Origin of the sequence: Amycolatopsis sp. cmx-11-12 (assembly GCF_046269425.1) — a bacterium.
Lineage (GTDB): Bacteria > Actinomycetota > Actinomycetes > Mycobacteriales > Pseudonocardiaceae > Amycolatopsis.
In genome coordinates this window covers 62,633-76,051 of record NZ_JADNQM010000021.1, presented here as the reverse complement: position 1 = coordinate 76,051, position 13,419 = coordinate 62,633, and the positions used below count along the sequence as shown (strand labels likewise).

10 protein-coding genes and 1 riboswitch are annotated in these 13,419 nt (G+C 69.1%); of the genes, 9 read left to right on the top strand and 1 reads right to left on the bottom strand.

Annotated elements, in window-relative coordinates:
• The first annotated feature begins 575 nt into the window (after nt 1-575).
• The 9 genes from ileS (at nt 576) to ACLARN_RS26425 (ending at nt 12,444) form a co-directional block, all read left to right on the top strand.
• On the top strand, nt 576-3,746 hold the full coding sequence (ileS, locus tag ACLARN_RS26465) for an isoleucine--tRNA ligase (protein ID WP_409494158.1): 3,171 nt from the start codon (nt 576-578) through the stop codon (nt 3,744-3,746).
• A gap of 209 nt (nt 3,747-3,955) precedes the next feature.
• Complete coding sequence (locus ACLARN_RS26460; protein WP_409494157.1) at nt 3,956-5,557, top strand: penicillin-binding transpeptidase domain-containing protein; 1,602 nt, start codon at nt 3,956-3,958, stop codon at nt 5,555-5,557.
• 43 nt (nt 5,558-5,600) lie between these two features.
• A complete protein-coding gene (locus tag ACLARN_RS26455; RefSeq protein WP_409494156.1) occupies nt 5,601-6,284 on the top strand; it encodes an ArsR/SmtB family transcription factor in 684 nt (227 codons plus the stop codon).
• A gap of 111 nt (nt 6,285-6,395) precedes the next feature.
• On the top strand, nt 6,396-7,874 hold the full coding sequence (locus ACLARN_RS26450; RefSeq protein WP_409494155.1) for a potassium/proton antiporter: 1,479 nt from the start codon (nt 6,396-6,398) through the stop codon (nt 7,872-7,874).
• Between the two features lie 131 nt (nt 7,875-8,005).
• On the top strand, nt 8,006-8,689 hold the full coding sequence (locus ACLARN_RS26445) for a M23 family metallopeptidase (protein ID WP_409494154.1): 684 nt from the start codon (nt 8,006-8,008) through the stop codon (nt 8,687-8,689).
• Between the two features lie 164 nt (nt 8,690-8,853).
• Nucleotides 8,854-8,968: riboswitch (SAM riboswitch) on the top strand.
• A 32-nt stretch (nt 8,969-9,000) separates the two neighbouring features.
• Nucleotides 9,001-10,365 carry an aminotransferase class V-fold PLP-dependent enzyme gene (locus ACLARN_RS26440; protein ID WP_409494153.1) on the top strand — a complete coding sequence of 455 codons (1,365 nt, stop codon included), beginning with the start codon at nt 9,001-9,003 and terminating at the stop codon, nt 10,363-10,365.
• Nucleotides 10,366-10,384: 19 nt separating this feature from the next.
• The gene (locus ACLARN_RS26435; protein WP_409494152.1) at nt 10,385-10,933 is read left to right on the top strand and encodes a hypothetical protein; all 549 of its coding nucleotides are present in this window, start codon (nt 10,385-10,387) and stop codon (nt 10,931-10,933) included.
• 24 nt (nt 10,934-10,957) lie between these two features.
• Nucleotides 10,958-11,521 (top strand): signal peptidase II, encoded by a 564-nt coding sequence (lspA, locus tag ACLARN_RS26430; protein ID WP_409494151.1) that lies wholly within the window; start codon nt 10,958-10,960, stop codon nt 11,519-11,521.
• Nucleotides 11,518-12,444 (top strand): RluA family pseudouridine synthase, encoded by a 927-nt coding sequence (locus ACLARN_RS26425; protein ID WP_409494150.1) that lies wholly within the window; start codon nt 11,518-11,520, stop codon nt 12,442-12,444. The genes lspA and ACLARN_RS26425 overlap by 4 nt, the downstream gene beginning before the upstream one ends.
• Here ACLARN_RS26425 and ACLARN_RS26420 read toward each other — a convergent pair.
• Complete coding sequence (locus ACLARN_RS26420) at nt 12,441-13,412, bottom strand: AsnC family protein (RefSeq protein WP_409494236.1); 972 nt, start codon at nt 13,410-13,412, stop codon at nt 12,441-12,443. The two genes, ACLARN_RS26425 and ACLARN_RS26420, sit on opposite strands and share 4 nt — an antisense overlap.
• Nucleotides 13,413-13,419 lie beyond the last annotated feature (7 nt).

Genomic DNA, 13,419 nt, shown 5'->3' with positions numbered 1-13,419 from the left:
AGCAATTCGGGAAGTGACCTTCCCGCGTTACGGAACTTGCTCTGCGGGAGGTAGAACAGACCGAACCTGTCGTCGTCCTGGTAGGTGCTGAGAAGCAGAGCGGTGTCGGTGCCCAGTCGACCTTGTAACTCGAACAAGCTGAAGGCGCGGGACGTCCGGGTCGGTGAACTGGGCGCCGTTTCCCGCCGCGTTCTCCCGCAGTGTCATCTCGACGCCCGCCCACGTCATGGCGGCAGTATAGGCGTGGCCCAACCCGGCCGTCGCCCGGATTTCGCGACCCTCCCGACCCCACCCCGACAACCCGGTTGCCCCCGCGCGCTACCCTTGAGTCACTGGCACCGATCCGGCCATCACCGGGGAGCCTCCGGAAGAACAGGGCCCGTGTCCTCAGCGGAACGAGCCCCCAGTAGAACCGGACGGGTACGGCCCGTCACAGCCGTCGAATGAGCGGCCCAGCCGGAACACCACCGGCCGGGCAAGCGGGGTGGTACCGCGGAACGCGCCGGAAACGGCCGTCTCGTCCCCGTGTGGGTGAGAACCCGTACGAGAGAGACGAACCGCGAGGAGCACCGAAGATGTATCCCAAGGCACAGATGGACGGCGAGACCGGCGTCCCGTCCCAGCCTTCGTTCCCCGAGTCGGAAAAGCGCGTCCTCGCGTACTGGGAATCCGATCGGACGTTCCAGGCCTCGATCGACGCCCGCGAAGCCGGGAGCAACGGTTCGAACGAGTACGTCTTCTACGACGGCCCGCCGTTCGCCAACGGTCTCCCGCACTACGGTCACCTTCTCACCGGGTACGTGAAGGACCTGGTGCCGCGTTACCAGACCATGAAGGGCAAGCGCGTCGAGCGCCGCTTCGGCTGGGACACGCACGGCCTGCCCGCCGAACTCGAGGCCATGCGCCAGCTCGGGATCACCGAGAAGGCCGAGATCGACGCCATGGGCATCGACGTCTTCAACGACGCGTGCCGCGAGTCGGTGCTGCGCTACACCGGCGAATGGCAGGATTACGTCACCCGCCAGGCCCGCTGGGTCGACTTCGACAACGACTACAAGACGCTCGATGTCACGTACATGGAGTCGGTGCTCTGGGCGTTCAAACAGCTGTGGGACAAGGGTCTCGTCTACGAGGGCTACCGTGTCCTGCCCTATTGCTGGCGCGACGAGACCCCGCTGTCCAACCACGAGCTGCGCATGGACGACGAGGTCTACGCCAGCCGCCAGGACCCGGCCGTCACGGTCGGTTTCCGCTTGGAGGGCAACGACAACGAACTCGACGGCACCTACCTGCTGATCTGGACGACGACGCCGTGGACGCTGCCGTCCAACCTCGCGACCGCGGTGCACCCGGACGTCCGGTACGTCGTGGTGGAGTCGGCGGAGCAGGAGGGCAAGCGGTTCCTGCTCGCCGAAGCACGCGTCGCGTCGTACGCTCGTGAACTCGGCGAAGAACCGACGGTCGTCGGGCACTACACGGGTACCGAGCTGCTCGGAACCCGTTACGCCCCACCGTTCCCGTACTTCGCCGGGCATGAGAACGCGCACCACGTGCTGTCCGCGGACTACGTCACCACCGAAGACGGCACCGGTGTCGTGCACATCGCGCCCGCCTACGGTGAAGAGGACAAGGTCGTCACCGACGCCGTCGGGATCGTCCCGGTCACGCCGGTCGACGCGCAGGGCAAGTTCGACGCCACCGTGCCGGATTACGCGGGCCAGCAGGTGTTCGACGCGAACCCGAACATCATCAAGGATCTCAAGAACGGCACCGGTTCCGCCGGTCGCCAGGGCGCGGTGCTGTTGCGCCACGAGACCTACGAACACCCGTACCCGCATTGCTGGCGCTGCCGGAACCCGCTGATCTACCGCGCCGTCTCGTCGTGGTTCGTCGCGGTGACCGAGTTCAAGGACCGGATGATCGAGCTGAACCAGCAGATCACCTGGTACCCGGAGAACGTCAAGGACGGTCAGTTCGGCAAGTGGCTGGAGAACGCCCGCGACTGGTCGATCTCCCGTAACCGCTACTGGGGTACGCCGATCCCGGTGTGGCAGTCGGACGACCCGGCGTATCCGCGCACGGACGTCTACGGCTCGCTCGACGACCTCGAGCGCGACTTCGGCGTACGACTGGAGGATCTGCACCGGCCGTTCATCGACGAGCTGACCAGGCCCAACCCGGACGACCCGACCGGGAAGTCCACCATGCGCCGGATCGAGGACGTGTTCGACGTCTGGTTCGACTCGGGCTCGATGCCGTACGCGCAGGTGCACTACCCGTTCGAGAACACCGAGTGGTTCGAGCACCACTACCCGGGCGACTTCATCGTCGAGTACATCGGGCAGACCCGCGGCTGGTTCTACCTGCTGCACGTGCTGGCGACCGCGCTGTTCGACCGGCCGGCGTTCCGCACCTGCATCTCGCACGGGATCGTGCTCGGCTCGGACGGCCAGAAGATGTCCAAGTCGCTGCGCAACTACCCGGACGTCAACGAGGTCTTCGACCGCGACGGCTCCGACGCGATGCGCTGGTACCTGATGGCGAGCCCGATCCTGCGCGGCGGGAACCTGATCGTCACCGACAAGGGCATCCGCGACGCCGTCCGCCAGGCCGTGCTTCCGCTGTGGAACTCGTACTACTTCCTCGCGCTCTACGCGAACGCCGAGGGCGTCGAGGGCCAGTGGCGCGCGGATTCCAAGCACGTCCTCGACCGCTACGTGCTGGCGAAAACGCACGAACTGGTGACCGACGTCGAGCACGCGCTCGACACCTACGACGTCGCCGGTGCCTGCGGAGGCGTCCGCGACTTCCTCGAAGTGCTGACGAACTGGTACGTGCGCCGGTCGCGCGACCGGTTCTGGGCGGGCGAACAGGACGCGATCGACACCCTGCACACCGTGCTGGAGGTGACGTCGCGGGTGGTGGCGCCGCTGCTGCCGCTGACCGCGGAGGTCGTCTGGCGTGGGCTGACCGGTGGCCGTTCGGTCCACCTGACCGACTGGCCGAACTCGCTCGACCTGCCCGCCGACGCGGCGCTGGTGACGGCGATGGATCGGGTGCGCCAGGTGGCTTCTTCGGCGCTGTCGCTGCGGAAGTCGAACAAGCTGCGGGTCCGGTTGCCGCTGGCCAAACTGGTCGTCGCCGCGGACGAGGCGGATTCGCTGCGCGAATTCACCGACATCCTGCGCGACGAGGTCAACGTCAAGTCCGTCGAGCTGACCACGGATGTCGCCGCGCACGGCGGCTTCGAGGTCGCGGTCAACGCCCGCGCCGCCGGGCCGCGCCTGGGCAAGGACGTCCAGACGGTGATCAAGGCCGTCAAGGCCGGCGAGTGGACGACGTCGGAGAGCGGAGCCGTCGTGGCCGCAGGTATCGAACTCGTCGAGGGCGAGTACGACCGGCGCCTGGTCGCCAAGGGCGGCGGCGCGGCCGCGGAACTGCCCGGCGGGGCGGGGCTGGTCCTGATCGACACCGAGGTCACCGACGAACTGGCGGCCGAGGGCCTGGCCCGTGACCTGGTCCGGGTCGTCCAGCAGGCCCGCCGGGACGCGGGTCTCGACGTCGCCGACCGCATCGCGCTCACTGTCGACGCGCCGGAGGACGTGGTCACGGCCGCGACCACGTATGAGGAGTTCATCGCTTCGGAGACCCTGGCGACTTCGGTGACCTACGGTGCCGTCGCCGACGGCTCGGCCGGAACGGTCGGGGAGGGCACCAAGGTGACCGTGGCGGTCGCCAAAGCCTGACCCACACAAATGACATGAAAGGCCCCTTCATTGCAAATTTTGCAATGAAGGGGCCTTTCATGTCATCCGGAGCGCGGTCTGGACCACCGGGATCACGAAACGGATTCGGAAACGTCGCGTTCTCGCTGGAAATCGGCCTTGCGCGGGGGAAATCGGCAGGCTGGCCCGGAGCGTGTGCAGTACGCGCCGCACTGGGGGAGAGCGAGTCCATGAGTCCTGCCCGGAAAAGAGGGGTCCTGATCGGCGCCGCGCTGGCGGTCGTCGCCGTCGTGGTGGCCGCGGTGGTGTTGCTGGTCAGGGAGGATCAGGCGCCCGCCACCGGCGGTGCGGGGGAGCCCGCCGAAGCCGCGCAGGACAGCCCGGCGCAGGTCGCCGCCCGGTTCCTGCGGCAGTTCGAGGCCGGTGACCTGAACACTGCCCCGGTCGACGACAAACCGGCGGCCACGGCCGCGTTGGCCGAAGCGCGTGGGGCGCTCAGCCCCGTCTCGGTCAAGGCGACCCTCGGCGAGGTCCCGACGACGCCGGGCGACGCGACCACCACGTCGGCCACCTTCCACGCCTCCTGGACCTTCACGGGCAACAGTGTCTGGAAATACGAAGGCAAACTGGACCTGGTCCGCAATGCCGGGAACTGGGTGATCCGCTGGGCGCTGTCGGTGATCCACCCGAAACTCGAAGCCGGTCAGCGGCTCTCCGTCGCGCCCGTTTCGGCCAAGCCGGTCGTGGCCGACCGGGACGGCAAGGCCCTCGTCGGCGGTGACGCGGCGGGCGTCGCGCCGATCCTGCAAGGGGCGCTGTCCAAGGTCGCGTCCGAGCAGAACGGCGGCAGCGGGACCCCGGCCACCGTCACCGTGTCGCGGGTCGACGCTTCCGGCAAACCCGTCGAAACGCTCTTCGGGCAGGCCAAGGACTCCGACCAACCGCTGGTTTCGACCTTGAGCGTGGCGTCCCAGAGCGCGGCGCAGAAAGCCGTCGACGGCTTCCAGGGTTCGGCGATCATCGTCGCGATGAAGACCAGCGGCGACCTACTGGCGGTCGCCCAGAACGCGGCGGCGGGCAACCAGCCGATGGCGCTCAGGGGTCAGTACGCGCCGGGTTCGGCGTTCAAGATCGCCACGGCGACCGCGGCGCTGCAACAAGGCGGGATCACCGACGACTCGCCCGTGGCCTGCCCGGGCAGTGAGCAGATCCGGACCCGCACGCTCAAGAACGAAAACGGGTTCGACCTGGGGACCGTTTCGCTGAAGACGGCGTTCGCCGCGTCGTGCAACACGACCTTCGGGCGGCTCGCCGGGCAACTGCCGCCGGATGGCCTCGCGAAGGCCGCGAGCCAGCTCGGCCTCAACGCCGACTTCGAGATCCCGGGACTGGCCACCGAGACCGGGAAGGTCGAGCCGTCGAGCAGCGCCGACGAGCAGGTCGAGGCCGGGATCGGGCAGGGGAAAGTGCAGGTCAGTCCGTTGGGCGCGGCGCTCATGGCGGCCACGGTCGCGACCGGGAAACCGGTGGTGCCGAAGCTGTGGCAGGGGCTGGAGACCACCGTCAACGCCGGCTACCAGGCCCCGCCGGCCGGGGTGCTGAACCAGGTCCGGGCGATGATGCGCGAGGTCTGCACGACGGGGACCGCGAAGGCCTTGAAGGGCAGCGGGAACGTCTTCGGCAAGACCGGGACCGCGCAGTTCGGCTCGGGTGCCGAGGCCAACGGCTGGTTCGTCGGCTACCGGGGGGATGTCGCCTTCGCCGTCATGCTCGAAGGCTCCAACGACTCAGAACCCGCGGTCCGGCTGGCGGCGAAGTTCCTGGCTGGCTGATATTTCGGTCCGCGCCGAACCGTGGGTCTTCTACGGTGAGCGCATGGAAACGATCGCCTTGGCCGAGGTCGCGGCCGTGCTCGCCGAGCCGAGCCGCGCGTCGATGTGCCTCGCGTTGCTCGACGGGCGTGCCTGGACGGTGACCGAGCTGGCCGGAGCGGCCGAGGTGGCCGTGTCGACGGCGAGCGAGCACGTGACGAAGCTGACCGAGGCCGGGTTCGTCGTCCGGGTCAAACAGGGGCGGCACAGCTACGTCCGGATCGCCGATCCCAGGGTGGCGGAGCTGATCGAGCATCTGGCGCAGCACGCCGAACATCGCCCGGTGAAGGGACTGCGGTCGTCGGTCCGGGTGAAGCGGCTCGAGTTCGCCCGGACCTGTTACGACCACCTCGCCGGGACGGTCGGGGTCGCGCTGCGGGACGGGATGCTCGCCGCCGGGCTGATCGACGAGGCCGACGGCCTGACGCTGACCGGCCGCGGCCGCGAGGTGCTCGGCACGCTCGAGGTGGAGATCGCCGACAGTCGCCGTCCGATGCTGCGCGACTGTCTGGATTGGACAGTCCGTCGTGATCATTTGGCGGGCCGCGTCCCCGCGGCGTTACTGTCTCACGGAGTGAGTGCCGGCTGGTTGTCGCGTGAGGGCAATCGCGCGGTGAAGGTCCTGCCCGCCGCGGAGAAACCCTTCGCGGAATTAGGTGTCGACCTGGTGGCCCTGCGGAGTCCGTAAAGGACAGTCTGTAACACAGTCCGTTCGGCTCGCCGTCGAGCGGTGCACGAAGGTGTGACGGTCACCGCCTCACTATTCTGAAGGCCTCACGGCGGCCGGACGGGAGGCGACATGGAGCAGCTCCCGCTCATCCTCGGTACCGGTGGCGCGGTCCTCCTCGTCGCCGTGATCGCCGTCCGGGTGTCGATCCGGGTCGGCCTTCCCTCGCTGCTGCTCTACCTGGGGATGGGGGTCCTGCTCGGCGAAGCCGGGTTCGGCATCCAGTACGAGAACCCTGAACTCACCCAGTCGCTCGGCCTCGCCGCGCTGGTGATGATCCTGTCCGAAGGTGGTCTCACCACCCGGTGGACGGCCGTGAAACCCTCGCTGGGCATCGGAATCGCACTGTCCACAGTGGCCGTCGCGGTGAGTATCGCGGTGACCGGCGCGGCCCTGCACTGGTTGCTGGGCCTCGACTGGCGGATGGCGTTGCTGTGGGGCGCGGTGCTCGCGTCGACCGACGCCGCCGCGGTCTTCTCGGTGCTGAGATCGGCGGGGATCGGGAAGCGGCTCGTCGGCGCGCTGGAGATCGAGTCGGGGATCAACGACGCCCCGGCCTACATCGCCGTCGTCGTCCTCGCCGAGGGCACGACCATCGACTGGTCGCTGCCGCTGCTGGTGGTCTACGAGCTCGCCGCCGGGCTGGTGATCGGCCTGGCCTTCGGCTGGGGCGGGGCGTTCGCGCTGCGCCGGGCGGCGCTTCCCGCCACCGGTCTGTATCCGCTGGCCACGGTCGCGGTCTGCGTCGTGGCGTACTCGAGCGGGCAGCTGGCCCACGCGTCGGGCCTCCTCGCGACCTACGTCGCCGCCCTGGTGCTGGGGAACTCGAAGCTGCCGCACCGGTCGGACACACTGTCCTTCGCCGAAGGGCTCGGCTGGCTCGCGCAGATCGGGCTGTTCGTGCTGCTCGGCCTGTTCGCCTCGCCGAGCAGGATCTTCGAAAGCCTGGTCCAAGGCCTGGTCGCGGGCGCGGTCGTGCTGCTGCTCGCCCGGCCGTTGTCGGTGGTGCTGTCGGCGCTGCCGTTCAAGATCCCCTGGCGAGAACAGGTGTTCTTATCCTGGGCAGGGTTGCGCGGGGCGGTCCCGATCGTGCTCGCGCTGATCCCGCTGTCGTCCGGGGTGCCCGGCGCACAGGAGCTGGTCGACGCGGTGTTCGTGCTGGTCATCGTGCTGACCCTGCTTCAAGGGGCGACACTGACCCCGCTCGCGCGAGTGCTCGGGCTGGCTCAGCACGCCGAAGCGCACGAGATCGACGTCGACTCCGCGCCGCTCGACGAGATGGGCGCCGAACTCCTCCAGGTCCGGATCAACTCCGGATCGAAGATGCACGGCGTCTACCTGGCCGAACTGCGGCTTCCGGCGGGGGCGACGATCAGCCTGCTCGTCCGTGACGGCACCGGCTTCACGCCCAACAAGAACACCCGGCTCCAGGAACGTGATCAGTTACTCGTCGTGACCACCTCCGACGTGCGTGACGCGGCCGAACGACGCCTGCGGGCCGTCGACCGGGCCGGTCGCCTCGCCAGGTGGAAGGGCGAATCCGGCCAGTAGGTCACGAACCGGCACCAGCTGTTCGTCGGTTGATCTCAGAAAATTCTTCCTTTTTGTACTCCGTTTGGATTACTTTCCCCGCAACCTCCTCAGTCGAATGGGTGAGTGTCACGGGGTAAGGAGTACGCAAGGTGACGAAACTTCCTGCACGGTTCGCCGGTCTGGGGGCCGCGGCCGCACTCGTCGGAGTGGTTCTGTCCGCCCCGGTGGCCTCCGCGGCCGGTGCCTTCCCGGCGTTCGGCTTGCCGTTCGACACGGGCCAGTCTGTCTACTCGGCGGGGATCTACTCGGACAACGGGAACTCCGGCGTGAAGAACGCCATCGACTTCAGCCCTGGCGACGAGATCGTTCGTGCCACGCTGGCGGGCACGGTCCGGATCCAGCACTGCGACGGCGGCGACTGGGTGACCATCGACCACACGGACGGCTGGCGGACCGGGTACTACCACCTGGAGGGCATTTCGGTCACCGACGGCCAGCGGGTCGCTCCGGGCGACGCCCTCGGCCGGACCGGCAACGCGCTGCCCTGCGGCGGCAGCAGCACCGGCGCCCACGTGCACTTCACCCTGTGGACGTTGCCCGCGGCCGCGGCCAACGGCGGCGACTCGCGTGACTTCGGCGTCGGCGCGGGCAACTGGAACGGCGTGTCCTACGACGAGCTCTCGACCAAGGTCGCCGACGCACACGGCGAGGCTGTCGATGGCAAGACCTTCGGCGGCTGGCAGTTCACCGCGGGCACCGATCAGTACTCGGGTACGGCCACCGAGGTCTCGTCCCGCGCGACCATCCCCCTGCCCGGCCGATTCCGCGCCTGACCTCCCGCAATTCGGCACCTCATTGCGAAGGTTCGCGACCCGGACCATCGCAACCAGGTGCCGAATTGCGTGGGTTCTCTTCGGTTGCGTAATGCGTGACCGGCGTCTCAACATGTGGGCAAGGGGTGGCTCGATCGCCGGTGTATCGGCTAACTTCGTTCGTAGGTCACGAGTGTCAGCGTCAAGCCCCGGCTAGCTGACCGGCAACCCTCCTTCCGCGGTGGGGTGCCCCGGGTGAGGACCTGGCTCGTCGCGCGGTGCGACGGGCAAGCGCGGGATCCTCGTCGGGTCCCCTGGCCCGGAGGATGACGATGACTCTCGCTCTCGAACGCACCAGCACCCCCGCCACTGTCGCGGAAACCGTTGTCACACACGAAATCCCGACGGTCGCGTGCGCCGATCTGCGGGTTCCGCTGGTCACCGGCGGCGACATCGCGTACGCCAACCTCGATCACGCGGCGAGCGCCCCCTGTCTGGACAAGGTGCGCGACGCGGTCGACGAATTCCTGCCCTGGTACGCCAGCGTCCACCGCGGCGCCGGATTCGCTTCGCAGGTCTCCACCAAACTTTACGAGCGCACGCGGGGAATCCTGCGGAACTTCGTCGACGCGCGGTCGACCGACACCGTCGTGTTCACCCGCAACACCACCGATTCCTTCAACCTTCTCGCGCGCAGCCTGCCGAAACACACGTCGGTCGTCGTGTTCGACACCGACCACCACGCCGCGCTGCTGCCGTGGAAGGGCCCGAACGTCCGCCGGATCCAGACACCTCGCACGCGCCTCGCCGCGGTGTCCGCTGTGGACGAAGCGCTCGCCGACTGCCCGCAGGGCACCCGGCTGGTCGTCATCACCGGCGCGTCCAACGTGACCGGGGAACTGTTGCCGGTCAAGGAGATCGCCGCCGTCGCGCGACGGCACGGCGCCCGGATCGCCCTCGACGCCGCGCAACTCGCGCCGCACCGCAAGATCTCCGTGCGCAAACTGGACGTCGACTACATCGCGCTGTCGGGCCACAAGTTGTACGCCCCCTTCGGTGCCGGCGCGCTGATCGGCCGCGCCGACTGGCTGCGCGCCGCCCAGCCGTACCTCGCCGGTGGCGGCGCGACGAAGCTCGTCACCCGCGACTCCGAAGACCTCGGCGTGGTCTGGAACGCCGGTGCGGAGCGGCACGAAGCCGGTTCCCCCAACACCGTCGGCGTCTACGCGCTCGGTGTCGCCTGCGAGACGCTGGCCGGGAACTGGGACGCCATCGTCGCCCACGAGGACGAACTGCTGGCGCGGCTGCGTCGCGGGCTCGCCGGCATCCCCGGTTTCGCCGAACTGCGGCTGTTCGACGCGCCGGTCGACCGGGTCGGCACGCTCAGCTTCGTCGTCGACGGCTTCGAGCCCGGCTGGCTCGCCGCGGTCCTGTCCGCGGAGTACGGCATCGGCGTGCGGGACGGCGCGTTCTGCGCGCATATCGCCACCAAACGGCTCATCTCCGCCGCCGGTTCGACCGGCCAGCAGGCCGTCCGGGTCAGCCTCGGCCTCGGTAGCACCACCGAGCACGTGGACCGGGTCGTCCTGGCACTGCGCCAGATCGTCGCCCGCGGCGCCCGCTGGCAGTACGAGAAGCCGGAGGGCCGCTGGGTGCCGGAGAACGATCCGCGGGAACTTCCCCCGTTCTGCGCCTGACCCACTACCCTCACCCCGCATGGGGAACGAGCGACCGCGTTACTGGTTTCCGCTGGCGTTGCTGGGATTCGCTCAGCTAGTCGTGGTGGCTTTGGCCGTGGGCGCGCGCCGCTCCGAGGGGTGGGTCGGCTACTCGCCTAACAACACGATCGTGAACATCACGGTCTCCGGCGTGGGCAGGAACGACAACTGGCTGTCCGCCGTGCTCGCGGTCTACCTCGGCACGGTGCTGTTCTATGCCTTCCGGGCGAAGCCCGTGCGGTGGTGGAAGGTCGCCGCGATCGCCCTCGGCGGCCTGGTCGCCATCGTGCTGGCGGACCTGGTCGGCTACTGGGAACTCGAGATGGACGGCGACACGCGGAGCGCGGTCCTGCTGACACTGGGCCTGCTCCTGCTCGCCTGGCTGGACCGCAGCGTGCTGGTGCTGGTCGTGGCCGCGGTGTTCGTGCTCTGCGCGGTCGTGCTCGCCCAAGGACAGCTCGCGCTGGTGCTGTCGTCGCTGGTCGCGCTGGCCGGGGCGTTCACGGCGCTGCTGAGCAGGCCGAAGACGGCCGCCGAGGAGACCTGAGCACGCTCAGTGGACAATGGGGGAGTGAGTACAGAGCCCGAAACCGCGCCACCGTCGCCGCCGCTGCCCAAGAAGCGCGTCGCCGTGGTGTTCGTCGTCGCCGCGGTGCTGTGGGGGATCGACCTCCTCACCAAGCAGATCGCCGTGTCCACGCTGGAGGGCAAGCAGCCGGTCGAGTTCCTCGGCGGGCTGGTGTACTTCCAGCTCGTGCGCAACCCCGGCGCCGCCTTCTCGATGGCGACCGGGCTGACCTGGGTGCTCGCGCTGGTCGCGGCCGCGGTCGTGGTCGCCATCGTCTGGCTGGCGCGGCGGCTGCGTTCGGTCGGCTGGGCGATCGGTCTCGGTCTCGTGCTGGCGGGCGCGCTCGGCAACCTGACCGACCGGATCTTCCGCGCGCCGGGCCCGCTGCAGGGCCACGTCGTCGACATGATCTCCGCGTTCGCGCCGAACGGGCAGGGCTGGGCGATCTTCAACGTCGCCGACTCCGCGATCTGCGTCGGCGGGGTGCTCATCGTGATCCTTTCCTTGCTGGGCAAGGACTACGACGGATCGTCTACAAAGGACAAGAAGAAAGCGGCAACCGAATGAGCGCGCGTATGCTGCCCGTTCCCGACGGGCTCGACGGAATGCGCGTCGACGCGGGACTGGCGAAACTACTGGGACTTTCCCGCACGGTCGTGGCGGAACTGGCCGAATCCGGCGAGATCCTGCTCGACGGCAGGCCCGCCGGGAAGTCGGACCGGCTGGCCGCCGGTGGACTGCTCGAAGTGACCCTTCCCGATCCGGCCTCACCCCTCGAGGTTGTCGCGGAACACGTCGACGGCATGAGGATCCTGCACGACGACGACGACATCGTGGTGATCTCGAAGCCGGTCGGCGTCGCCGTGCACCCGAGCCCCGGCTGGACCGGGCCGACCGTCGTCGCCGGGCTCGCCGCCGCCGGGCTGCGGATCGCGACTTCGGGCGCGGCCGAACGCCAGGGCGTCGTGCACCGGCTGGACGCCGGCACCACCGGCGTGATGGTGGTGGCCAAGAGCGAGCACGCGTACACCGTGCTGAAGCGGGCGTTCAAGGAACGCACCGTCGACAAGGGCTACCACGCCATCGTCCAGGGCCATCCGGATCCGACGCGCGGCACCATCGACGCGCCGATCGACCGGCATCCCCGGCACGACTACAGGTTCGCCGTCGTACAGGGCGGACGGCCCAGTGTCACGCACTACGAGGTCGTCGAGGCCTTCCGTGCCGCGTCGCTGACCCAGATCAAGTTGGAGACCGGCCGCACGCACCAGATCCGCGTGCACTTCTCGGCGCTCAAGCACCCGTGCGTCGGTGACCTGACCTACGGCGCGGACCCGGTCTTGGCGCGCAAGCTCGGGCTTTCCCGGCAGTGGCTGCACGCGAAGACGCTCGGCTTCGCGCACCCGTCCGACGGGCGCTGGGTCGAGTTCGAGTCGGAGTACCCGGACGACCTCGCCAACGCGCTGCGGATCCTCCAGGACGAGAACTAGTCGTCGATCGACCAGGTCAGCGTGCGCTCGTCCGGTTCCGGCCGGGGCGACCAGCGCACGGCGACCACGCGGGTGGCGTCCGGCAGCACGTAGACGGTGTGGCCGCCGAGGGTCTCGCCCGGCCGGACGCCGATCTTGTGCGGCGGTCGCGAGGTCAGGGAGACCGGCGCCTTCGCGATCGGTTTGCCGTCCGCGGTGAGCAGTTCGAGGTAGTTGTCCGGCAGCGAGACGAACGGGGTGTTCCCGCGGTTGGTGATCTCGGTGTGCACCACGACCGACCGCTCCCCGGCCTCCAGTGAGTAGCCCGCCGCGCTGAACAGGTAGTCCGCCGGGTCCTGGACCTCGAGCAACTGGACGGCGAGTTGCTCGCCCTCCAGGCCCTGGGTCTCCATGACGTCGCCGGTCCGGCCCTTCTTGCCCTCCGGGACCTGCCGCGGCGTGACCTGCTGTTCGTCGCCGCGGGCCCAGGACGAGGTCTGCGGGACGCCCCAGGTGCTCATCACCGGGTCGGCGGGTGCCATCGGCGGCGCGAACTGCTGCTGCGGTGGGGCGGGCGGCCGCTGCTGGGGCGGCGGTGCCATCGGCTGGCGTACCGGCGCGGACGGCGGGCCGGGGTAGCGGCCCGAAGGCGTCCCGTGCACGTTGTACGCGCCCGACGGCGTCCCCTGGACGTTGTACGGCCCTGATGGGGTGCCCTGGACGTTGTGCGGTCCGGACCCCTGAGGAGCAGGCGGGCGCTGCTGCTGTGCCCAGGAAGGGGGCGAGGCGGCGATGGCGGCGCGTAGCCCGTTCGGGTCGCTTTCCACGCCCACGAGCAGCGGCAATCCGCTTCCCGAGAGGGCGACCAACCGGTAGGCGACCTCACGCGGGTCCATGCCGACCTTCGCCGCGAGTTCGTGTACTGCCGCCTTGCCCAGGTCCGCGAGGGCGGCGAGCAGGCGGGTATCCACGGGATCGGTCACGGCCACGTCCGGG

Coding starts and splice junctions, on each gene's coding strand:
- ACLARN_RS26455 (WP_409494156.1), top strand. CDS start 5,601: ATGGAAACGATCGCCTTGGCCGAGGTCGCGGCCGTGCTCGCCGAGCCG.
- ACLARN_RS26425 (WP_409494150.1), top strand. CDS start 11,518: ATGAGCGCGCGTATGCTGCCCGTTCCCGACGGGCTCGACGGAATGCGC.
- ACLARN_RS26435 (WP_409494152.1), top strand. CDS start 10,385: ATGGGGAACGAGCGACCGCGTTACTGGTTTCCGCTGGCGTTGCTGGGA.
- ACLARN_RS26460 (WP_409494157.1), top strand. CDS start 3,956: ATGAGTCCTGCCCGGAAAAGAGGGGTCCTGATCGGCGCCGCGCTGGCG.
- ACLARN_RS26450 (WP_409494155.1), top strand. CDS start 6,396: ATGGAGCAGCTCCCGCTCATCCTCGGTACCGGTGGCGCGGTCCTCCTC.
- ACLARN_RS26440 (WP_409494153.1), top strand. CDS start 9,001: ATGACTCTCGCTCTCGAACGCACCAGCACCCCCGCCACTGTCGCGGAA.
- ileS (WP_409494158.1), top strand. CDS start 576: ATGTATCCCAAGGCACAGATGGACGGCGAGACCGGCGTCCCGTCCCAG.